The organism is Serratia montpellierensis, assembly GCF_020858655.1.
Lineage (GTDB): Bacteria > Pseudomonadota > Gammaproteobacteria > Enterobacterales > Enterobacteriaceae > Serratia > Serratia montpellierensis.
The window spans coordinates 126,166-147,830 of record NZ_VOSN01000001.1 but is presented as its reverse complement, the minus strand read 5'-3'; the positions used below and the strand labels follow the sequence as shown (position 1 = coordinate 147,830).

At 60.5% G+C, this 21,665-nt stretch carries 16 protein-coding genes, 1 tRNA gene and 1 other RNA gene; 15 read left to right on the top strand and 3 right to left on the bottom strand.

Annotated elements, in window-relative coordinates; all coding sequences use genetic code 11:
* The first annotated feature begins 47 nt into the window (after nucleotides 1–47).
* From eptB to dppF, 12 genes are all read left to right on the top strand, one after another.
* The gene (eptB, locus tag FUU19_RS00665) at nucleotides 48–1,742 is read left to right on the top strand and encodes a kdo(2)-lipid A phosphoethanolamine 7''-transferase (RefSeq protein ID WP_141971741.1); all 1,695 of its coding nucleotides are present in this window, start codon (nucleotides 48–50) and stop codon (nucleotides 1,740–1,742) included.
* 119 nt (nucleotides 1,743–1,861) lie between these two features.
* Entirely contained in the window at nucleotides 1,862–2,452 is a 591-nt protein-coding gene (gene uhpA, locus FUU19_RS00660; protein ID WP_047573183.1) for a response regulator transcription factor UhpA, read from the top strand.
* The gene (uhpB, locus tag FUU19_RS00655) at nucleotides 2,449–3,993 is read left to right on the top strand and encodes a signal transduction histidine-protein kinase/phosphatase UhpB (protein ID WP_141971737.1); all 1,545 of its coding nucleotides are present in this window, start codon (nucleotides 2,449–2,451) and stop codon (nucleotides 3,991–3,993) included. The genes uhpA and uhpB overlap by 4 nt, the downstream gene beginning before the upstream one ends.
* Before the next feature lie 95 nt (nucleotides 3,994–4,088).
* Nucleotides 4,089–5,420 (top strand): MFS transporter, encoded by a 1,332-nt coding sequence (gene uhpC, locus FUU19_RS00650; protein WP_089181519.1) that lies wholly within the window; start codon nucleotides 4,089–4,091, stop codon nucleotides 5,418–5,420.
* Between the two features lie 120 nt (nucleotides 5,421–5,540).
* A tRNA-Pro gene (locus FUU19_RS00645) sits at nucleotides 5,541–5,617 on the top strand.
* A 36-nt stretch (nucleotides 5,618–5,653) separates the two neighbouring features.
* Nucleotides 5,654–5,782, top strand: a non-coding RNA gene (locus tag FUU19_RS00640) — RtT sRNA.
* A 425-nt stretch (nucleotides 5,783–6,207) separates the two neighbouring features.
* Nucleotides 6,208–7,899 (top strand): chitinase ChiA, encoded by a 1,692-nt coding sequence (chiA, locus tag FUU19_RS00635; RefSeq protein ID WP_230507053.1) that lies wholly within the window; start codon nucleotides 6,208–6,210, stop codon nucleotides 7,897–7,899.
* A 601-nt stretch (nucleotides 7,900–8,500) separates the two neighbouring features.
* Complete coding sequence (gene dppA / locus FUU19_RS00630) at nucleotides 8,501–10,108, top strand: dipeptide ABC transporter periplasmic-binding protein DppA (RefSeq protein ID WP_107227504.1); 1,608 nt, start codon at nucleotides 8,501–8,503, stop codon at nucleotides 10,106–10,108.
* Between the two features lie 170 nt (nucleotides 10,109–10,278).
* Nucleotides 10,279–11,298, top strand: a complete 1,020-nt coding sequence (dppB, locus tag FUU19_RS00625; RefSeq protein WP_043129106.1) for a dipeptide ABC transporter permease DppB — start codon at nucleotides 10,279–10,281, stop codon at nucleotides 11,296–11,298.
* A gap of 11 nt (nucleotides 11,299–11,309) precedes the next feature.
* The gene (gene dppC, locus FUU19_RS00620; protein ID WP_141971733.1) at nucleotides 11,310–12,212 is read left to right on the top strand and encodes a dipeptide ABC transporter permease DppC; all 903 of its coding nucleotides are present in this window, start codon (nucleotides 11,310–11,312) and stop codon (nucleotides 12,210–12,212) included.
* A gap of 15 nt (nucleotides 12,213–12,227) precedes the next feature.
* Nucleotides 12,228–13,208 carry a dipeptide ABC transporter ATP-binding protein gene (gene dppD, locus FUU19_RS00615; protein ID WP_033645058.1) on the top strand — a complete coding sequence of 327 codons (981 nt, stop codon included), beginning with the start codon at nucleotides 12,228–12,230 and terminating at the stop codon, nucleotides 13,206–13,208.
* Complete coding sequence (gene dppF / locus FUU19_RS00610) at nucleotides 13,205–14,194, top strand: dipeptide ABC transporter ATP-binding subunit DppF (RefSeq protein WP_015376237.1); 990 nt, start codon at nucleotides 13,205–13,207, stop codon at nucleotides 14,192–14,194. The genes dppD and dppF overlap by 4 nt, the downstream gene beginning before the upstream one ends.
* Nucleotides 14,195–14,489: 295 nt before the next feature.
* On the opposite strand, the gene bcsG is transcribed toward dppF, so the two are convergent.
* The 3 genes from bcsG to bcsE are packed head-to-tail and all read right to left on the bottom strand — an operon-like array spanning nucleotide 14,490 to nucleotide 17,900.
* A complete protein-coding gene (gene bcsG / locus FUU19_RS00605) occupies nucleotides 14,490–16,145 on the bottom strand; it encodes a cellulose biosynthesis protein BcsG (RefSeq protein WP_141971731.1) in 1,656 nt (551 codons plus the stop codon).
* Nucleotides 16,142–16,345 (bottom strand): cellulose biosynthesis protein BcsF, encoded by a 204-nt coding sequence (bcsF, locus tag FUU19_RS00600; protein ID WP_004934139.1) that lies wholly within the window; start codon nucleotides 16,343–16,345, stop codon nucleotides 16,142–16,144. The genes bcsG and bcsF overlap by 4 nt, the downstream gene beginning before the upstream one ends.
* On the bottom strand, nucleotides 16,332–17,900 hold the full coding sequence (gene bcsE, locus FUU19_RS00595) for a cellulose biosynthesis protein BcsE (RefSeq protein ID WP_230489503.1): 1,569 nt from the start codon (nucleotides 17,898–17,900) through the stop codon (nucleotides 16,332–16,334). The genes bcsF and bcsE overlap by 14 nt, the downstream gene beginning before the upstream one ends.
* Nucleotides 17,901–18,089: 189 nt before the next feature.
* Here bcsE and bcsR point away from each other — a divergent pair, with 189 nt between their 5' ends.
* Genes bcsR through bcsA form a run of 3 tightly spaced genes read left to right on the top strand, consistent with a single transcriptional unit; the run spans nucleotide 18,090 to nucleotide 21,625 of the window.
* On the top strand, nucleotides 18,090–18,281 hold the full coding sequence (bcsR, locus tag FUU19_RS00590) for a cellulose biosynthesis protein BcsR (protein WP_141971726.1): 192 nt from the start codon (nucleotides 18,090–18,092) through the stop codon (nucleotides 18,279–18,281).
* Nucleotides 18,282–18,284: 3 nt separating this feature from the next.
* Entirely contained in the window at nucleotides 18,285–19,025 is a 741-nt protein-coding gene (bcsQ, locus tag FUU19_RS00585; protein ID WP_141971724.1) for a cellulose biosynthesis protein BcsQ, read from the top strand.
* A complete protein-coding gene (gene bcsA, locus FUU19_RS00580) occupies nucleotides 19,022–21,625 on the top strand; it encodes a UDP-forming cellulose synthase catalytic subunit (protein WP_197834009.1) in 2,604 nt (867 codons plus the stop codon). The genes bcsQ and bcsA overlap by 4 nt, the downstream gene beginning before the upstream one ends.
* Nucleotides 21,626–21,665 lie beyond the last annotated feature (40 nt).

The following is a 21,665-nucleotide window of genomic DNA, read 5'->3' as shown; positions in this document are numbered from 1 at the left end:
CTGACTGAGTCAGAACCGCTACACCGTCCCCGGAGCCACCGCGTTACATGAACAAAGTTAAATCGCTATCACAGCAGAATTTATCGTTATTGTTAGCGATCTATATCGGCATCTTTCTAAACCTGTCCGTTTTCTATCGCCGTTTTGATTCGTTGGCGCATGGTATTCAGGGAATTAAGCTGATTTCGGCGGTGACGGAAGTCATCGCTATCGTCCTGTTCACATTCTTCATCATGCGGCTGGTATCGCTCGGCGGCCGGCTGTTTTATCGCATCGTCGCCTCGCTGCTGGTGTTGATTTCGGTGGCTGCCAGCTACTACATGACGTTTTTTAACGTGGTGATCGGCTACGGCATCGTGGTGTCGGTGATGACTACCGATATCGATCTATCGAAAGAGGTGGTCGGCCTGCACTTCGTGCTGTGGATGGTGGCGCTCAGCGCCTTGCCGCTGCTGCTGATCTGGAAAAACAGCCTGCGCTACACCCTGATTGAACAGCTGAAAACCCCCGGTCATCGCATCAAGCCGCTGCTGGTGTTGCTGGCGGTGGTGGCGCTGGTCTGGCTGCCGCTGCGCATGTTGGACGACGAGCAGAGCGTGCAGGAGAAGCTCGCCAACGTCGATCTGCCGAGCTACGGCGGCGTGGTAGCGCACTCGTATCTGCCGTCCAACTGGCTGTCGGCGCTGGGGCTGTTTGCCTATACCCGCTATGACGAAAGCCAGGACCAGAGCACGATGTTCGATCCGGGCAAACACTTCACCTATGTACCGCCGGCGGATATCGACGATACCTACGTGGTGTTCATCATCGGCGAGACCACGCGCTGGGATCACATGGGCATGCTGGGCTATGAGCGCGATACCACGCCGCGGCTGTCGAAAGAGAAGAACCTGGTGGCGTTTCGCGGTGAGTCGTGCGACACCGCCACCAAGCTGTCGCTGCGCTGCATGTTTGTGCGCGAAGGCGGCACCGAGGATAATCCGCAGCGCACGCTGAAAGAGCAGAACGTGTTCGCGGTGCTGAAGGATCTGGGCTTCTCTTCCGAGCTGTTCGCCATGCAGAGCGAGGTGTGGTTCTACAACAACACCGAGGTGAACAACTATTCGTTCCGCGAGATGATCGCGTCCGAGAAGCGCAACGACGGCAAGGCGGTCGACGATATGCTGCTGGTGAACGAGATGAAGGAGTCGCTGGCGCGTTATCCGAAGGGCAAACACCTGGTGATCCTGCATACCAAAGGCTCGCACTACCTGTACTCGCAGCGTTATCCGCGCAGCTATGCGCGCTATCAGCCGGAGTGCATGGGGGTGGACGACTCTTGCACCAAGGCGCAACTGATCAACGCGTTCGACAATACGGTGCTGTACACCGACAGCTTTATCAGTAATGTGATCGACCAGGTGCGCGACAAGAAGGCCATCGTGTTCTATGCCGCCGATCACGGCGAATCGATCGGCGAGAATACGCACCTGCACGGCACGCCGCGCGAAATGGCGCCGCCGGAGCAGTTCCGCGTGCCGATGATCGTATGGGCGTCGGACAAGTTCCTCGAGAACCCGCAGCACCTCAGCGCCTTTGAGCAACTGCAGGCGCAGCAGCGCATCGGCAAAACGCATCGCCACGTCGAGCTGTTTGACACCATCCTCGGCTGCCTCGGCTACACCTCGCCGAACGGCGGCATCGTGGATAAAAACAACTGGTGCCATCTCCCGCAGAATAAAACGGCGCCTGCCCGCCTGTAATCCCGCCCGCCGGGTGCCTTGCGCACCCGGTAATTTCCGCCAATACATTCTCTTCATCAATTATTCCGGTGTATGCATACGGTATACTTGCGCACTTCCCCTTCTAACCGGAGATTTCCATGACCCTGCGCGTGGCGTTTATCGACGATCATGACATTGTGCGTTCGGGCTTTGTGCAGCTGCTGTCGCTGGAGGCCGATATTCAGGTGGTGGGCGAGTTCAGCAGCGCGGCGCAGGCGCGCGCCGGCCTACCGGGGCTGGAGGCGGAAATCTGCATTTGCGACATTTCGATGCCGGACGGCAGCGGGCTGGATCTGCTGGCAGACATTCCTTCCGGCATTCGCGTGGTGATGCTGTCGATGCACGATAACCCGGCGCTGGTGGAAATGGCGCTGGAACGCGGCGCCAGCGGCTTCCTCTCCAAGCGCTGCAAGCCGGAAGATCTGATCACCGCGGTGCGCACCGTCGCCGGCGGCGGTGTCTATTTGATGCCGGAAATCGCCCAGCAGCTGGCACGGGTGAGGGTCGATCCGCTGACCCGCCGCGAGCGTGAGATCGCGCTGCTGCTGGCGCAGGGCCAGGAAGTGCGCGAGATCGCCGCCGCGCTGGGGCTGTCGCCGAAGACGGTGCATGTGCATCGCGCCAACCTGTTCGCCAAGCTGGGCATCACCAACAACGTCGAACTGGCCAGACGGATGCTGAACCTGTGACGCAGCGCCTGATCACCCAGCTGGCGCTGTTTTTCATCTACGCCGCCAGCGCGTTTTGCCTGTGGGGCATCGGCACCGCGCTGATCGACCCGCCCTGGCAGGCGCTGCTGCTGTTCCCGTTCGGCCTGCGCATGGGCATTTTGCTGCAGAGCCCGTACCGTTTCTGGCCGGGGATCCTGCTGGCCGATCTGTTGCTGATGGCGCTGCTGGCGGACCAGTTCGGTTACGGCCCGGCGCTGTGGGCGTCGGTGGCGGTGCTGGTGTTGACGGTGTTGCTCAGCCTGCTGGCCTCGCCGTGGTTGTTGCGCCATCAACAGAGCGACAGCGAATGGCGTTGGCCGCTGTTGCAGGGCGCGGTGGTGGTGGCCGCCGCCTTGCTGCAGGCGCTGGTGTGGCAGCTGGTGAGCGGCGAAGGCGCCCGTGCGCTGCTGCTCGGCCTGACCGGCGGTTTCACCATCGCGCCGACCTGCCTGCTGTTGTGGCACTATCTGGCGCGCCAAATCTGGGTGCCGCTTGAGCCGGGGTTGATCCACAAGCCGGTGGAGCTGCGCCTGGGCCACCTGGCCAGCTATCTGCTGCTGTTTGCATTCAGCATCTGGCTGCAGCAGCAGGTGAACGCCGCCGAGCTGCGACGTTTCGCGCCGTTCTGCCTGGCCATTCCTATCGTGTTCATGTCTTATCGCTACGGCTGGCAGGGCGCGCTGTTGGCGACGCTGCTCAACGGCGTGGCGCTGATGGTCAACGAGCCGCCGCAGCCGGAGTCGCACCGCGATCTGCTGCTGTCGCTGCTGGCCCAAAGCCTGACCGGGCTGCTGCTGGGCGCCGGCATTCAGCGCCAGCGCGAGCTGAATCAGCAGCTGCGGCTGCGGCTGGCGGAGAACCGGCAACTGGCGCGGGCGCTGGTGACGGCGGAGGAGCAAACCCGGCGCGAGGTGGCGCGCGAGCTGCACGATGAGGTGGGGCAGACCATCACCGTGATTCGTACCCAGGCCAGCATCGTCAAACGCCTGGCGCCGGAGCCGGCGGTGATCGGCTGCGCCGACACCATCGATGCGTTGGCGCTGCGGGTCTACGACGGGGTGCACGACGTGCTGACCCAACTGTGGCCGGCGGCGCTGAACAACCTGCCGCTGTCGGCGGCGGTGGCGGCGATGCTGCGGGAGTCGCTGCCGCAGGACGCGTCGCTGGTGAGCAGCCTGCAATGGCAGGTGCCGGACGAGCTGCTGGATGAAACGCTGAAGATCACGCTGTATCGGGTGTGTCAGGAAGGGGTGACCAATGTGTGCCGGCACGCCGGCGCCAGCCGCCTGGAGCTGGACGCGCGCCTGCAGCCGCGCAAAGGCGCCGCGCCACTGATCGCCCTGACCATCCGCGACAACGGCGTGGGCTTCGATGCGGACAACCATCAGCCGGGGTACGGCCTGCGGGGCATGCAGGAGCGCATCAGCGCCCTCGGCGGCAGCCTGCGGTTCACCGCTGAACGGGGCGCCTGTTTGAGTGTGATCTTGCCCACAGTTTCACCGGCGCAAGCGCAAAACTAGGAAAAACTCCTAACTGCGTCGGGAATCTGGCGTAAGCCTCCCGCGCGCGCGGGGAGCATCATAGCGGCACTTTATTCAATCCTCTGAGGTTCCACATGTGGTCTTTCCTTAAAAGCCGCTCGGACGCGCCGCAGGTCACCGATCAACGGCAGATCGACGCCAGCTACAAATACTGGCGCATCCAGCTGATGTGCACCATGTACATCGGCTACGCCGCGTTTTACTTCACGCGCAAAAGCTTCAACTTCATCATGCCGGCGATGCTGAGCGATCTGGGCCTGACGATGTCCGACGTCGGCATCCTCGGCACGCTGTTCTACATCACCTACGGCTGCTCGAAATTCATTTCCGGCATGATCAGCGATCGCTCCAACCCGCGTTACTTTATGGGGCTGGGTCTGATCATGACCGGGGTGCTGAATATCTTCTTCGGCCTCAGCTCGTCGCTGCTGATGCTGGGCACGCTGTGGATCCTCAACGCCTTCTTCCAGGGCTGGGGCTGGCCGCCGTGCTCGAAAATCCTCACCAGCTGGTATTCGCGCTCCGAGCGCGGCAGCTGGTGGGCGATCTGGAACACCTCGCACAACGTTGGTGGGGCGCTGATCCCGCTGCTGGTGGGCTTTATCTCGCTGCACTTCAGCTGGCGTTACGGCATGATCATTCCCGGTATCATCGGCGTGGTGCTTGGCCTGCTGATGTGCTGGCGCCTGCGCGACAAGCCATCCACCCTGGGGCTGCCGAGCGTCGGCAAATGGCGTAACGACGCCATGGAGCTGGTGCAGGAATCGGAAGGCCAGGGGCTGAGCAACCGCGAGATCATCAAACGCTACGTGCTGACCAACAAGTACATCTGGCTGCTGGCGGTTTCTTACGTGCTGGTGTATATCGTGCGCACCGCGATCAACGACTGGGGTAACCTCTATCTGACGCAGGAAAAGGGCTATTCGCTGATGACCGCCAACTCAGCCATCTCGCTGTTTGAAGTGGGCGGTTTTATCGGTTCACTGGTGGCCGGTTGGGGTTCCGATAAGCTGTTCCGCGGCAACCGCGGCCCGATGAACCTGATCTTCGCCATCGGTATCTTCCTGTCGGTGGCGGCGCTGTGGCTGATGCCGGGCGTGACCTACCTGCTGCAGGCCTGCTGCTTCTTCGCCATCGGCTTCTTCATCTTTGGCCCGCAGATGCTGATCGGCATGGCGGCGGCGGAGTGCTCGCACAAGGATGCGGCGGGCGCGGCGACCGGTTTCGTCGGCCTGTTCGCCTACCTGGGCGCGGCGCTGTCCGGCTACCCGATTGCACGGGTGATGGAGATTTGGCATTGGAACGGCTTCTTCGTGGTGATTTCTATCGCCGCTTGCCTGTCAGCGCTGTTCCTGCTGCCGTTCCTGCGTGCGCAGACGCCGGCGCTGAAACCGGCCAACGCCTGAGTAAAATGCGCTGCGCAGCCCCCGGCGCAGCGCATTATGGCGCTTTTATCATCACTTGAAATGCAGGGGCAAAAAAGTGATTGACGCCTATAACCGCCAGCAGTAAGATGCGCCCCGCATCGGCGAGTAGCGCAGCTTGGTAGCGCAACTGGTTTGGGACCAGTGGGTCGGAGGTTCGAATCCTCTCTCGCCGACCACCATTCGAAAAACCTGCTTTTTAAAGCAGGTTTTTTTTCGCCTGCAGTTTATGAGGATGAGCACCTCCGCAGGAGGTTCGAGCCTCGCGAAGCGAGACAACGTTGCTTTAGCAACGGCCCGCAGGGCGCGCATCAAAGATGCGCGTAATCCTCTCTCGCCGACCACCATTCGAAAAACCTGCTTTTTAAAGCAGGTTTTTTTTCGCCTGCAGTTTATGAGGATGAGTACCTCCTTCGCTACGACCGGCTTCGCTTTATGGCGTGCCTCAATCTGCCGTCCTCGTGAAATATATTTATCCTTTACGCTTAATTAATTCACATTCCTTATTCCCATTAGGTTCTTATTTTCATGTTTAAATAAATTCATGCTTGCCAAATAAAACCCGATTGATAGCGCTCTTGTTTTCACGTTTTTTTTACCTATAGTCTAAATGAACAACGCGGGAACTCTTATTCCCGTCGCGTGGGAAATACCGTGATTATTTATTAACGTTAATCTTCGTGGATTATTGCGGAATTTTTTCGCTTCGGCAATGCGTAGCGACGATTAACTCTTTTATGTTTATCCTCTCGGAATAAAGGAATCAGTTATGCGCAAATTTAATAAACCGCTGTTGGCGCTGTTGATCGGCAGTACGCTGTGTTCCGCGGCGCAGGCCGCCGCGCCGGGCAAGCCGACCATCGCCTGGGGCAACACCAAGTTCGCCATTGTCGAAGTCGATCAGGCGGCCACCGCTTATAATAATCTGGTGAAGGTAAAAAATGCCGCCGACGTTTCTGTCTCCTGGAATTTATGGAATGGCGACACCGGCACGACGGCAAAAATTTTATTAAATGGCAAAGAGGCGTGGAGCGGCCCTTCAACCGGCTCTTCCGGTACGGCGAATTTTAAAGTGAATAAAGGCGGCCGTTATCAAATGCAGGTGGCACTGTGTAATGCCGACGGCTGCACCGCCAGCGACGCCACCGAAATTGTGGTGGCCGATACCGACGGTAGCCATTTGGCGCCGTTGAAAGAGCCGCTGCTGGAAAAGAACAAACCTTATAAACAAAACTCCGGCAAAGTCGTCGGTTCTTATTTCGTCGAGTGGGGCGTTTACGGGCGCAATTTCACCGTCGACAAGATCCCGGCGCAAAACCTGACCCACCTGCTGTACGGCTTTATCCCGATCTGCGGCGGCAACGGCATCAACGACAGCCTGAAAGAGATCGAAGGCAGTTTCCAGGCGTTGCAGCGCTCCTGTCAGGGCCGGGAGGACTTCAAAGTCTCGATCCACGATCCGTTCGCCGCGCTGCAAAAAGCGCAGAAGGGCGTCACCGCCTGGGATGACCCCTACAAGGGCAACTTCGGCCAGCTGATGGCGCTGAAGCAGGCGCGTCCTGACCTGAAAATTCTGCCGTCGATCGGCGGCTGGACGCTGTCCGACCCGTTCTTCTTCATGGGTGACAAGGTGAAGCGCGATCGCTTCGTCGGCTCGGTGAAAGAGTTCCTGCAGACCTGGAAGTTCTTCGACGGCGTGGATATCGACTGGGAGTTCCCGGGCGGCAAAGGCGCTAACCCTAACCTGGGCAGCTCGCAAGACGGGGAAACCTATGTGCTGCTGATGAAAGAGCTGCGGGCGATGCTGGATCAGCTGTCGGCGGAAACCGGCCGCAAGTATGAGCTAACCTCCGCCATCAGCGCCGGCAAGGACAAGATCGACAAGGTGGCTTACAACGTCGCACAGAACTCGATGGATCACATCTTCCTGATGAGCTACGACTTCTACGGCGCCTTCGATCTGAAGAACCTGGGGCATCAGACCGCGCTGAATGCGCCTGCCTGGAAACCGGACACTGCCTATACGACGGTGAACGGCGTCAATGCGCTGTTGGCGCAGGGCGTCAAGCCGGGCAAGATCGTGGTCGGCACCGCCATGTATGGCCGCGGCTGGACCGGGGTGAACGGCTACCAGAACAATATTCCGTTTACCGGCACCGCCACCGGGCCGGTAAACGGCACCTGGGAGAACGGCATCGTGGACTACCGCCAAATCGCCAGCCAGTTCATGAGCGGCGAGTGGCAGTACACCTACGACGCCACGGCGGAAGCGCCTTACGTGTTCAAGCCTTCCACCGGCGATCTGATCACCTTCGACGATGCCCGCTCGGTGCAGGCCAAAGGCCAGTACGTGTTGGATAAGCAGTTGGGTGGCCTGTTCTCCTGGGAGATCGACGCGGACAACGGCGATATTCTCAACAGCATGAACGCCAGCCTGGGCAACGGCGCCGGCGTTCAATAATCGGTTGCAGTGCGTTGCCGGGGGATATCCTTTCGCCCCCGGCTTTTTCACCGCCGAAAGTTTTTTTACGCCGCAGAGATTGTGGGCCTGTCCGGTGCAAAACGCGCTCATCGGACTCACCCTTTTGGGTAATCCCTCAGCATTTCCTCCTGTCTTTAACGGCGATCACAAAAATAACCGTTCAGATATTCATCATTCAGCAACAAAGTTTTGGGGTTTTTTAACGGAGTTAAAAACCAGTAAGTTTGTGAGGGTCAGACCAATGCGCTAAAAATGACCGCTTAGCATAAATTTTCATGCTGGAACTGTTAACAAAAGGTTTTTTTTATGTTTGTTTGCTGTTTCTCACAGTCTGCGTAAATCCCCACTGGTTATATTGACGACACCCCAAACAGTTGGCAACTTGATAGCCTCAGGGGTAAGAGCGAGAGTTGTTTGAGTGAATTCCACGCGCTCAGACGTCCCCGCCGCGATGCGTTCCATCCGGCATTCTCTCCTCGTACGCCTTCTGCCTTCGGGCGCCGATCGCACAGGCCACGCAATAAAAAATACAGGTCTGGCGGCAATTACACACATCACATCACACAATGGAGCACTAACGATGACACGTTCCTTGGGTAAATCGGGGATTCTGAAATTCGGTATTGGGCTGATCGCGCTGACCGTGGCGGCCAGCGTACAGGCCAAGACGTTGGTTTACTGTTCTGAAGGTTCCCCGGAAGGGTTCAACCCGCAGCTGTTCACCTCCGGCACCACCTACGACGCCAGCTCGGTACCGATCTACAACCGCCTGGTCGAATTCAAAATCGGCACCACCGAACTGCAGCCGGGCCTGGCTGAGAAGTGGGACGTCAGCGAAGACGGCAAAACCTACACCTTCCACCTGCGCAAAGGCGTGAAGTGGCAGAGCAATAAAGACTTCAAACCGACGCGTGATTTCAACGCCGACGACGTGGTGTTCTCCTTTGAACGCCAGTTGGATGCGAACAACGCCTATCACAAAGTGTCCGGTGGCAGTTACGAATACTTTGAAGGCATGGACATGCCTAAGCTGATCGCCAAGATCGAAAAAGTGGACGACAACACCGTGCGCTTCGTGCTGAACCGCCCGGAAGCGCCGTTCCTGGCTGACCTGGGTATGGACTTCGCGTCCATCCTGTCCGCAGAATACGCTGACGTGATGATGAAAGCCGGCACGCCGGAAAAAGTCGACCTGAACCCGATCGGCACCGGGCCGTTCCAGCTGCTGCAATACCAGAAAGACTCCAAGATCCTGTACAAGGCGTTCGACGGTTTCTGGGGCACCAAGCCGAAGATCGATCGCCTGGTGTTCTCCATCACGCCTGACGCCTCCGTGCGTTACGCCAAACTGCAGAAAAACGAGTGCCAGGTGATGCCGTACCCGAACCCGGCCGATATCGCCCGCATGAAACAAGACAAGTCCATCAACCTGATGGAACAGCCGGGCCTGAACGTGGGTTACCTGTCGTTCAACGTCGAGAAAAAGCCGCTGGATAACCTGAAAGTGCGCCAGGCGTTGACCATGGCGGTCAACAAGCAGGCGATCATCGATGCGGTTTATCAGGGCGCGGGCCAGGCGGCCAAGAACCTGATCCCGCCGACCATGTGGGGCTATAACGACGCGGTGCAGGATTACGCTTACGATCCGGCCAAGGCGAAAGCACTGTTGAAAGAAGCGGGCATGGCCGACGGTTTCAGCATCGACCTGTGGGCGATGCCGGTACAGCGTCCTTACAACCCGAACGCGCGCCGCATGGCGGAAATGATCCAGGCCGACTGGGCCAAGATCGGCGTGAAAGCCAAAATCGTGACCTATGAGTGGGGTGAATACCTCAAGCGCGCCAAAGCGGGCGAGCACCAGACGGTGATGATGGGCTGGACCGGCGACAACGGGGATCCGGATAACTTCTTCGCCACGCTGTTCAGCTGTGCAGCGGCGAAAGACGGCTCCAACTACTCCCGCTGGTGCTACAAGCCGTTTGAAGATCTGATTCAACCGGCGCGCGCCGAATCCAACCACGACAAGCGCATCGAACTGTACAAACAGGCGCAGGTGGTGATGCACGATCAGGCTCCGGCGCTGATTGTCGCACACTCCACCGTGTACGAGCCTGTGCGTAAGGAAGTGAAAGGCTACGTCGTGGATCCGCTCGGTAAGCATCACTTCGAGAATGTCTCTGTAGACTGATTTCGACCGCTTTACCGGAGACGCACGAATGGACTTGCAGGGGCGCAACAGGTTTGCGCCCCTGCTGACCAGTCTCCGGCGTATGGCCGTCGAATCGTTCAAAGGCATGTGAGCGTTAATAAGCCTGGCGGACGATGAGCTGCCGGGCATTGATACAGAGAGTTCGGGATATGTTGCAGTTCATACTCCGACGTTTGGGGTTAGTTATCCCAACGTTTATCGGCATTACCTTGCTGACTTTTGCATTCGTCCATATGATCCCCGGCGACCCGGTGACCATCATGGCCGGGGAACGCGGTATCTCCGCCGAGCGCCACGCGCAGCTGATGGCGGAAATGGGGCTGGACAAGCCGCTCTATCAACAATATTTCTCCTACGTGTCCAACGTGCTGCACGGCGATCTGGGCACCTCACTCAAAAGTCGCATCTCCGTCTGGAGCGAGTTCGTTCCGCGCTTTCAGGCCACGCTGGAGCTGGGCTTCTGCGCGATGCTTTTCGCGGTGCTGGTAGGCATCCCGGTTGGGGTGCTGGCGGCGGTCAAACGCGGCTCGGTCTTCGATCACACGGCGGTGGGCATCTCGCTGACCGGCTATTCGATGCCGATTTTCTGGTGGGGCATGATGCTGATCATGCTGGTGTCGGTGCAGCTTAACCTGACGCCGGTGTCGGGGCGCATCAGCGACACGGTATTCCTCGACGACAGCCATCCGCTGACCGGCTTCATGCTGATAGACACCCTGATCTGGGGCGAGCCGGGCGACTTTATCGACGCGGTGATGCACATGATCCTGCCGGCCATCGTGCTGGGCACCATCCCGCTGGCGGTGATCGTGCGCATGACCCGCTCCTCGATGTTGGAAGTGTTGGGCGAAGACTATATCCGCACCGCGCGCGCCAAGGGCGTGAGCCGCATGCGGGTGATCGTCGTTCACGCGCTGCGCAACGCGCTGCTGCCGGTGGTGACGGTGATCGGGCTGCAGGTCGGCACCATGCTGGCCGGCGCCATTCTGACCGAAACCATCTTCTCCTGGCCGGGACTGGGCCGCTGGCTGATCGACGCGCTGCAGCGCCGCGATTACCCGGTGGTGCAGGGCGGGGTGTTGCTGGTCGCCTGTATGATCATTCTGGTTAACCTGCTGGTAGACGTGCTCTACGGCGTGGTCAACCCGCGTATTCGCCACAAGAAATAAGGGGCGCTCTCATGTCTCAAATCACTGAGTCTGCAGTTAAAGGTGCGCCGAAGCCAATGACCCCGTTTCAGGAGTTCTGGCACTATTTCAAGCGCAATAAAGGGGCCGTGGTCGGCCTGGTGTATATCGTTCTGATGCTGGTGATCGCGCTCGGCGCCGGGGTGCTGGCGCCGCATGCGCCGGCGGACCAGTTCCGCGACGCGCTGCTCAAGCCGCCGGTGTGGCAAGAGGGCGGCAGCTGGCAATATCTCCTCGGCACCGACGACGTGGGCCGCGACGTGCTGTCGCGCCTGATGTACGGTGCGCGCCTGTCGCTGCTGGTCGGCTGCCTGGTGGTGGTGCTGTCGCTGATCATGGGCGTGGTGCTCGGCCTGCTGGCCGGCTACTTCGGCGGCGCGGTGGACGCGGTGATCATGCGCGTCGTCGACATCATGCTGGCCCTGCCGAGCCTGCTGCTGGCGTTGGTGCTGGTGGCGGTATTCGGGCCGTCGATCGTCAACGCCTCGCTGGCGCTGACCTTCGTCGCCTTGCCGCACTATGTGCGTCTGACGCGCGCGGCGGTGCTGGCGGAAGTGAACCGCGATTACGTCACCGCTTCGCGGGTGGCGGGCGCCGGTGCGCTGCGTCAGATGTTCGTCAACATTCTGCCTAACTGCCTGGCGCCCTTGATCGTTCAGGCTTCTCTCGGTTTCTCGAACGCCATTCTGGACATGGCCGCTCTCGGCTTCCTGGGCATGGGCGCGCAACCGCCGACGCCGGAGTGGGGCACCATGCTCTCCGACGTGCTGCAGTTCGCGCAAAGCGCCTGGTGGGTAGTGACCTTCCCCGGCGTGGCGATCCTGCTGACGGTGCTGGCATTTAACCTGATGGGGGACGGTTTGCGTGACGCTCTCGACCCCAAACTCAAGCAGTAACAGAGGACGAGAGAGATGGCGTTATTGAATGTAGACAAGCTTTCGGTGCACTTCGGTGACGAAGGTACCCCGTTCCGCGCGGTAGACCGTATCAGTTACAGCGTGGATCAAGGTCAGGTGGTCGGTATCGTCGGCGAGTCCGGCTCCGGCAAATCCGTCAGCTCGCTGGCGATCATGGGCCTGATCGATTTTCCCGGCAAGGTGATGGCCGACAAGCTGGAGTTCAACGGCCAGGATCTGCGCAAGATCTCCGAAAAGGAGCGCCGCCAGCTGGTGGGTTCCGAAGTGGCGATGATCTTCCAGGATCCGATGACCAGCCTGAACCCGTGCTACACCGTCGGTTATCAGATCATGGAAGCGCTGAAGGTGCATCAGGGCGGCAACCGTCGCACACGCCGCCAGCGCGCTATCGATCTGCTGACGCAGGTCGGCATTCCCGATCCGGCTTCGCGGCTGGACGTATACCCGCACCAGCTTTCCGGCGGCATGAGCCAGCGCGTAATGATCGCCATGGCCATCGCCTGTCGGCCGAAGCTGTTGATCGCCGATGAGCCGACGACCGCGCTCGACGTGACCATCCAGGCGCAGATCATCGAGCTGTTGCTGGACCTGCAGCAGCGCGAAAACATGGCGCTGCTGCTGATCACCCACGATCTGGCGCTGGTGGCGGAAGCCGCGCATCACATCATCGTGATGTACGCCGGCCAGGTGGTGGAATCCGGCAAGGCGGCGGAGATTTTCCGCGCGCCGCGCCACCCATACACTCAGGCACTGCTGCGCGCGCTGCCGGAGTTTGCCGCCGACAAGGCGCGGCTGGCTTCGCTGCCGGGCGTGGTGCCGGGCAAATACGATCGCCCGACCGGCTGTCTGCTCAATCCGCGTTGTCCGTACGCCAACGAGCGCTGCCGTAACGAGGAGCCGGAACTGCGCAGCATTCCCGGCCGTCAGGTTAAATGTCACACACCGCTGGATGATGCGGGGAGGCCGACCGTATGAGCCAGAATCAACCTTTACTGCAGGCGATTGACCTGAAGAAGCATTACCCGGTGAAAAAGGGCCTGTTCGCGCCGGAGCGGCTGGTCAAGGCGCTCGACGGCGTGTCCTTCACCCTGGAGCGCGGCAAAACGCTGGCGGTGGTCGGCGAATCGGGCTGCGGCAAATCGACGCTCGGCCGCCTGCTGACGATGATCGAAGTGCCGACCGGCGGCGAGCTGTACTACCAGGGGCAGGATCTGCTGAAGCCGGACGTCTCGGCCGAGAAACTGCGGCGCCAGAAGATCCAAATCGTGTTCCAGAATCCTTACGGATCGCTCAACCCGCGCAAGAAGGTCGGGCAGATCCTCGAGGAGCCGTTGTTGATCAATACCTCGCTCAGCGCCGCCGAACGGCGGGAAAAAGCGCTGGAGATGATGGCGAAGGTCGGCCTGAAGACCGAGCATTATGACCGCTACCCACACATGTTCTCCGGCGGCCAGCGTCAGCGTATCGCCATCGCCCGCGGGCTGATGCTGAACCCGGACGTGGTGATCGCCGATGAGCCGGTGTCGGCATTGGACGTGTCGGTGCGCGCGCAGGTGCTGAACCTGATGATGGATCTGCAGCAGGAGCTGGGGCTGTCCTATGTGTTCATCTCGCACGATCTGTCGGTGGTGGAACACATCGCCGACGAGGTGATGGTGATGTACCTCGGTCGCTGCGTGGAAAAGGGCAGCAAAGAGGCGATCTTCAACAACCCGCGCCATCCTTACACCCAGGCGCTACTGTCGGCGACGCCGCGGTTGAACCCGGATATGCGCCGCGAGCGCATCAAGCTGACCGGCGAACTGCCCAGCCCGATGAACCCGCCGCCGGGCTGTGCGTTCAACGCCCGCTGCCGCCGCGCTTTCGGCACCTGCGTGCAGCTGCAGCCGCAGCTGAAGCAGTACGGTGAGCAGATGGTGGCCTGCTTCGCGGTCGATCAGGACGAACATCCGGGGGCATAAGGCATCGGATGGCATTGCGTAAACTCACGCCGGCATAATGCCGGCGTTTTTTATTATTCAATCAAAGGGTTGATCAATAGGCAGTCGTCATAAGCCGCTATTTTAATGAATGTCCTCGCCAGGTTTATTAAATGTTATTTTTTAAGAATCTTCGTATATTGATAATTGTCGAATAATAGAATTTAACGACTTGTTATTAATGACGTTTTTTTGCCCGATAAGCGCCGCCGTTTTTTATTATAAAAACCCTAAAAAAAAGCACGCCGGCGGCGTGCTTTGGTTGATGAAGCCGCGTTTATTGCGGATAAGGCACCCAGTCACCGCCGTTCAAGCGAATGTAGGGTTTGCCCTGATATTGCATGACGATGGCGTTGTCATTTTCGGAGATGACCGGGGTCTGTGGCAGCCCCTGCGTCAGCGCCTGCCAGTCGACGCTGGACTCGCTGAACACTTTGCCGTCCACCAGGCGCGACACCAGTTCCGACAGCGCCAGATAGCTGCTCGGCGTCTTGATCTGCAACGGACTGCCCTGATGCGGCGCCTTCATGCCCACCAGTTTGATGCCGACCGGCGTATGGGTGATGTTCGGGCTGGGGATGTCGCGCAGGCCGGACATTTGCATCTTGTCGCCCACCAACGCCGCCCCGTGTTCCGGCACGATCACCACCACTACTTTGCGGCCGGATTTCTCCAGCTGATCGAGGAAGGTGTTCAGCTGATCGAACAACTTCTGCGCGCGCGGTTGGTAGTCGGCGCTCTTGTTGGCGCCGACGAAGCGGTTGCCGTCGTGCAGCGGAATGATGTTGAAGAAGGTGGCGGTGCGGCCGTCGCCGGCTTTTTGCTGCTGATCCAGCCAGCGGGTCAGCAATTCGAGATCGTTATAAATCGGTTCACCGTCGAACGACGTCAGCTCGTTGCCGATGCCGGCCTGCGACATCAGCGGTGCCTGCATATCGCCCTGTTCGCGCAGCTCTTTCAGGAAGTTGCCGAATACCCCGGAGTGATCGAGCATCAGCTGTTCCTTGAAGCCGAGCTTCGCCAGGTTGTCGAACAGGTAACACTGCTGGTTCACCGGCTGGTACAGATCGTGATGCGAAAGCTGGCCGCAGCTGGCGCGCAGCAGGCGGATGGCCGCCGGGCCGCTGTAGGCGGTGGCCGAGTTGAAGCTGTCGAACATGATGTCCATCTTCGACCACAGCGGGTGATTCTGCAGGTTGACCGCCTCCATATCGGCCCAGGCCAGCGAACAGATGTTGATCACCAGCAGATCGAACGGCTGGGCGTCGGCGGGCAAGGTGGCCGGGAACGCGGTGGCGCGGCCTTTTTCCCGCTCGTAGAACTGATTCAGGTAGGCCGTCAGGTTGGCGCTGGTCGGCGGCAGGCTGTCTGCCGGCGCGCTGTCCCCCGCCGCCGGTGCGGACGTGGCCGGCGTATTGGCGGCACCGGCCGAGGCCGTAGAGGTGGCGGGCAGCAGTGAGATCGCCGGCCCGGCGATGTTGACGATATTAAGCCACACCAGCGCCGCCACGGTGAACACCGTGACGCGTATCCACTGTGCGACGAACAGGTAGGCGATAATCAGCACGAAGGCGGCGCCGACCATCTGCCAGTTGATGAAGCGATTGGTCAGTTCCAGCAGATACTGGGCGCTGAAGCCGGTCAGCTGCGATCCCTGGCTGAGAATGCTGTTGATGCCCGGCAACCAGGTATCGTGGTAGAACAGCGCGATGCCGATCGGGATAGCGAGGTAGTGGCGCCAGCGGTGCAGGCGCTGTGAGGGGATCGGCATCAGCAGAAATGCCATGAACACCAGGTTTGGCAGCGCGTGGAAATTCAGATAGCCGAACCACAGCAGGGCGAATTTGGCCAGAAAGTAGAGGTTCCAGCCGCCCAGCCCACGCCAGTAGCGCCACAGAGCGTTATCGGATTGCGTCTTCGAGTTTGGATTCATGGCTGCTTCTTACGTTTAATCTGAGATGAGGAGCCTGTGCGCACCCACAAACCGGCGGATTTCAAATAGCGCGGCGATAACAACAGGTTTTGCCAGTATTGACGCAAATGCGGAAAACGCCGGTGAAAGGCGTAGCCCAGCGGGATGAAGATCAGCGCGCACAGCAGGATCAGTTGCACGATGTCGTTAAGGTTCAGCATGCGGTTCCTCCTGCGGGCCGAGCGACAGCGTGAAGGCGACCGGCTGCCGCCGTTCTGCGGGCACCTCGGCCGCCGCCACGCTGGGGCGCGGCGCGGTGCCGGCGGTGCCGGTGGCCGAAATCTGCCAGCGCCCCTGGGCCATACGCTTGATTTCCGAAATGATATCGACGTCTTGGTGCCACACCACCCGGTTGCTGAAGGCTTCATCCACCGGCAGGCGGAAGATGAACTTCAGCGCGGTATCCAAATCGTTGATGCGGCAGGTGGAGAGGAACAACACCAGCCGCCCCTGCACCACGGTCATCACGTCGCCGAAGCGCCGCAGGTGGCACAGGGTCATCGCCTGTTCGGCGCGCAGGCCGGTGGCCGGGCGCAACGCCACCATCACCCCTTTGCCGTCCTCGGGCAGCAGCGTGTTGCCCATCAGCGAAAGCACCGCCTGGCTGAACGGTTCCGGTCGCATATAGCCTTTAAGCTGCAGCGGGCGCAAACCGGCCAGCAGCGCATCGATGTCGGCGGGCACATGGCGTGAGAAGCGCTGCCCCTGGATGCCCTCCAGCATGGTCAGAAAACGCGACAGCGGGGCGACGTGCGGCACGATCAGGTTGGCGCCGCAGGCCAGCAGCAGCCGTTCGTCGCTGTAGCGCAGGCTGGCGCTCATCTCGCGCACCGCGATTTTCAGCCCGTTGCCGCGGCTGCGGCGCAGGGTGTGGATCTGGTGCGCCAGGTGATCGATTTGATCGCTTTGGTACAACGCGAAAATCAACGTCGCCGAGAGCCGCAGCATGCCATGCTGCGCCAGCTCGTCGTTGCTTTCCAGCAGTTGCCAGTTGGCGGACAGCGGCGGCGCGCCTTCCAGGATGCTGCGCTCGGCCAGATACAGGCCTTCGTCGCTGCGCAAGGCGGTGGGGGAGGGTTGGCTATTTTCATCTTCACCCTGCCAGCCGCCCTGTGCCGCGTATAGCGTCAGCAGCTGATTGGCGTTGATGCCGTTTTCGGTGCTCCACCAGTTCACCAGATACTGCGCGCTGTCCTGCTGCCATTGCAGGCTGGACAGGCCGTTCAGGATGCGATGCTGAGCGCTGAGCTGCCCCTTGAGTTTATTGATGCCGCCGCCGTGGCTGAGGATCAACAGCGTACAGCCCTGCCGCCGCAGCCAGGCGGCGAGGGTACGCGTCCACTCGCGCAGCTCTTCGGTGGTGAAGGTTTGCCACAGGCTGGCGTGGGCCAGCAGGATAAGTAAGCGATGTTGCGGCCGTAGGGCGCGCATCAGATCGTCGCTCAACTGCGTCAGCGCGGCTTTTTTCTCCGGTAATTGATACAGCGGCAGCTTTTGCAAAGCAGGCGAAGCCAGCTCGGCCAGCAAGCTTTCGGGTTTATCGCCGCTGCAGATCAGGGCGACTTTGTGGGTGGCCGGCTGGGCGGCGATGACCTGGCGACACAGCAACGCGGCGTCGCTTTGCCTGTCGATATTGATCCAATAAAGCCCGGGGGCCTGCATCATCGACAGCTCTTCCCAAATCTGCCGAATGCCTAGAGAAAAAGAGTGCGCCATAGGGTGTGCTCTACTTTCGTTGAAAGCCGACTAAAGGCGTTTATATTTAAAGATAGCCATTTTTACTCTGGCAATAACAAATATCCGACGCTCTTCAACAATATTTGTTGAGAATCATCTTATTGCCTGTCTCTTTTTGTATCGTTGCTATAGTTAATTAACATAGCCTATTTTCGCCAAGGCGGAAGAATGAATAACGCACCCACCCATTTTCGTGCTGCGGCGCCTGGGGAGAGTCAGGATGACCTGCAGGCGCTCAGCCAGGCTTTTTCATTGCCGAAATTAAGCTATGTCGATATCTCGCGGCAGGAACGATTGGCGCAAATGATGACGCGTTGGCCGCTGCTGGCCGAATTGGCGCTGACCACGGGGAGCCACTGATCTATGCCTGTGATTGCGCTGCAAGGGCTGCGGGGTGGGATGGGGACGACGTCGGTCACGGCGGCGCTCGCCTGGGCGTTGCAGCAGCTGGGTGAATCGGTGTTGGCGATCGATTTCACGCCGGATAATCTGCTGCGTCTGCATTTCAACACGCCGTTCGAGCTGGCGCGCGGCTGGGCCCGCGCGGAACAGGACGGCGGTGGCTGGCAGGAGGGCGCGCTGCGTTATTGTGAAAACCTCGATTTTCTGCCGTTTGGTCGCCTGAATGTGGCGGAACGGCTGGAAGTGCAGCACCAGTGTCGGCAGCAGCCCGAACGCTGGCGCGACAATGTGCGCCAACTGATCGCCGGCGATCCGCAGCGCTGGATCCTGCTGGATGTGCCGGTCGGCGACGGCGTTCTGGCGCAGCAGGCGCTGCAGCTTGCCGACAGCGTGTTCGTGCTGTTGAACCCCGACGCCAACTGTCAGGTACGGCTCCATCAGCAGACGCTGCCGAACGACTGCCGTTTCCTGGTCAATCACTACTCCTCCGCCAGCCAGCTGCAGCAGGATCTGCATCAGCTGTGGCTGCAAACGCTGAGCGGCCTGTTGCCGGTGGTGATCCACCGCGACGAAGCGTTGGCGGAAGCGCTGGCGGTCAAACAGCCGTTGGGCGAGTACCGTCCCGAGAGTCTGGCTGCGGATGAAGTGCTGACGCTGGCCAACTGGTGTCTGATCAACCTCAAGCGGGGCGTTGCGCCATGAGCCGGGTGCTGAGCCTGCTGCTGGTGCCGCCGGTGCGTCAGGCGGTGCAGACGCGCTACCGCGGCTATCGGCGCAACGGCGCGTCGGCGCTGACGGCCTTTTTCGCCACGCTGCTGGTGGCGCTGGGGTGGATGCTGTTGCGCTTCGAGTCACCGGCCTGGCAGCGCGTGCGCGCCGGCCGCGCTTATTGGTTCCCGCATCTGTCCGCCGAACGCCCGCGCCCGGCGGATGCGCTGCGCTATCTGCTGCAGGGCCTGTGGCTGCTGCTGTTTCGCAGCGGCCGCGCGCCGGTACAGCGCGACTATTTCGCCGGTTGGCGCCGCCTGCAACAGCGCTATGCCGATTGGCTGCAGGGCCTGCCGCAGCGTCTGAAAAACGCCGGTGTGGAACAGCGCTCGGTAGAGCGCCTCGGCCGCATGAACCGTGGATTGCGGCGCGCGCTGTTTATTCTGGTCGGCGTATTGGCGGCGATCCTCGCCATGCTGTGTATCTCGCAACCGTTCGATCTGTCGGCGCAGTTCGTATTCGTCGTGTTGCTGTGGGGGATCGCGATGGTGGTGCGCCGGGTGCCGGGGCGTTTGCCTGCGTTGATGCTGATCGTGCTGTCGCTGACCGTCTCCTGTCGCTATCTGTGGTGGCGTTATACTGCCACGTTGAACTGGGACGATCCGCTCAGTCTGGTGTGCGGCCTGTTGCTGCTGGTGGCAGAAACCTACGCCTGGGTGGTGCTGGTGCTGGGCTATTTCCAGACTATCTGGCCGCTTAACCGCCAGCCGGTGCCGTTGCCCGAAGACAGCACCACCTGGCCGACCATCGATCTGATGGTGCCGACCTATAACGAAGATCTCGGGGTGGTGAAGCCCACCCTCTATGCGGCGCTGGGCATCGATTGGCCGAAGGAAAAGGTGAATATCTATCTCCTCGACGACGGCAATCGCCCCGAATTCCGGGCGTTCGCCGCCGAAGTGGGGGTGAAATACATCGCCAGGCCGACCCACGAACACGCCAAGGCCGGCAACATCAACAATGCGCTGAAACAGGCCACCGGCGAGTTCGTGGCGATTTTCGACTGCGACCACGTCCCGACGCGTTCCTTCCTGCAGCTGACCATGGGCTGGTTCTTCAAAGACAAAAAGCTGGCGATGTTGCAAACCCCGCACCACTTCTTCTCGCCGGACCCGTTCGAGCGCAACCTGGGGCGTTTCCGCCAGACGCCCAACGAGGGCACCTTGTTCTACGGGCTGGTGCAGGACGGCAACGACATGTGGGACGCCACCTTCTTCTGCGGTTCTTGCGCCATCCTGCGCCGCAGCGCGCTGGACGAGATCGGCGGCATCGCGGTGGAAACCGTCACGGAAGACGCCCATACCTCGCTGCGTTTGCACCGGCGTGGACATACCTCGGCCTATATCCGCATTCCGCAGGCCGCCGGGCTGGCGACCGAAAGCCTGTCGGCACACATCGGCCAGCGCATTCGCTGGGCGCGCGGCATGGTGCAGATCTTCCGGCTCGACAACCCGCTGCTGGGCAAGGGGCTGAAACTGGCGCAGCGCCTGTGCTACGCCAACGCCATGCTGCACTTCCTGTCGGGCATTCCGCGGCTGATCTTCCTCACCGCACCGCTGGCATTTTTGCTGCTGCATGCCTACATCATCTTCGCGCCGGCGCTGGCGATCGCGCTTTACGTGCTGCCGCACATGATCCACGCCAGCCTGACCAACTCGCGTATCCAGGGGAAATACCGCCATTCGTTCTGGAGCGAAATCTATGAAACGGTGCTGGCTTGGTATATCGCGCGGCCGACAACGGTGGCGCTGTTCAATCCGCACAAAGGCAAATTCAACGTCACCGCCAAGGGTGGGCTGGTGGAGGAAGAGCACGTCGACTGGGTGATCACCCGCCCTTACATGTTCCTGGTGGTCCTGAACCTGGCCGGGCTGGCGTTTGGCGTCTGGCGATTGGCCTATGGCCCGACGGACGAGGTGATGACGGTGATCATCAGCCTGGTGTGGGTGTTGTACAACATGACCATTCTCGGCGGCGCGGTGGCGGTGGCGGTGGAGGCCAAGCAAGTGCGTCAGGCGCACCGCGTGGAAATCGCCATGCCGGCGGCGATCGCGCGCGCCGACGGCCATCTGTATCCCTGCACGCTGCGCGATTATTCCGACGGCGGGGTGGGCATCGAAATGCGGGTGGAAAACGCGTTGAAAGACGGCGACAAAGCCTCGCTGCTGCTCAAGCGCGGCCAGCAGGAGTACAGCTTCCCCTGCGTGGTGACGCGCGCCTTCGGCAACAAGGTGGGGGTGCGCCTGGTCGACCTCTCCACCCGTGAACACATCGATTTCATTCAGTGCACCTTCGCCCGCGCCGATACCTGGGCGCTGTGGCAGGACGGGTTCCCTGAAGACCGGCCGATCGAAAGCCTGCGCGACGTGCTGGCGCTGGGCTTCCGGGGCTATGTGCGCATGGCGGATTACGCGCCGCCGCTGGTGCGCGGTCTGCTGGTCGGGGTCACGTCGCTGACCGCCTGGGTAGTGTCGTTTATTCCACGCGGCGTCGGCAGGGATCCGACCTTGGGTCAAAAAGAAACAGTGGGTTAGCTGCGAGTTCAACCGCCCGCTCACTCGCCCGGTGAACAGG

Excerpts from the sequence above, each read along its gene's own strand:
- bcsG (WP_141971731.1), bottom strand. The coding sequence starts at position 16,145 with ATGAATCCAAACTCGAAGACGCAATCCGATAACGCTCTGTGGCGCTAC.
- bcsE (WP_230489503.1), bottom strand. The coding sequence starts at position 17,900 with ATGGCGCACTCTTTTTCTCTAGGCATTCGGCAGATTTGGGAAGAGCTG.
- dppA (WP_107227504.1), top strand. The coding sequence starts at position 8,501 with ATGACACGTTCCTTGGGTAAATCGGGGATTCTGAAATTCGGTATTGGG.
- bcsA (WP_197834009.1), top strand. The coding sequence starts at position 19,022 with ATGAGCCGGGTGCTGAGCCTGCTGCTGGTGCCGCCGGTGCGTCAGGCG.
- bcsQ (WP_141971724.1), top strand. The coding sequence starts at position 18,285 with ATGCCTGTGATTGCGCTGCAAGGGCTGCGGGGTGGGATGGGGACGACG.
- dppC (WP_141971733.1), top strand. The coding sequence starts at position 11,310 with ATGTCTCAAATCACTGAGTCTGCAGTTAAAGGTGCGCCGAAGCCAATG.
- dppD (WP_033645058.1), top strand. The coding sequence starts at position 12,228 with ATGGCGTTATTGAATGTAGACAAGCTTTCGGTGCACTTCGGTGACGAA.
- dppF (WP_015376237.1), top strand. The coding sequence starts at position 13,205 with ATGAGCCAGAATCAACCTTTACTGCAGGCGATTGACCTGAAGAAGCAT.
- uhpC (WP_089181519.1), top strand. The coding sequence starts at position 4,089 with ATGTGGTCTTTCCTTAAAAGCCGCTCGGACGCGCCGCAGGTCACCGAT.
- bcsR (WP_141971726.1), top strand. The coding sequence starts at position 18,090 with ATGAATAACGCACCCACCCATTTTCGTGCTGCGGCGCCTGGGGAGAGT.
- eptB (WP_141971741.1), top strand. The coding sequence starts at position 48 with ATGAACAAAGTTAAATCGCTATCACAGCAGAATTTATCGTTATTGTTA.
- chiA (WP_230507053.1), top strand. The coding sequence starts at position 6,208 with ATGCGCAAATTTAATAAACCGCTGTTGGCGCTGTTGATCGGCAGTACG.
- uhpA (WP_047573183.1), top strand. The coding sequence starts at position 1,862 with ATGACCCTGCGCGTGGCGTTTATCGACGATCATGACATTGTGCGTTCG.
- dppB (WP_043129106.1), top strand. The coding sequence starts at position 10,279 with ATGTTGCAGTTCATACTCCGACGTTTGGGGTTAGTTATCCCAACGTTT.
- bcsF (WP_004934139.1), bottom strand. The coding sequence starts at position 16,345 with ATGCTGAACCTTAACGACATCGTGCAACTGATCCTGCTGTGCGCGCTG.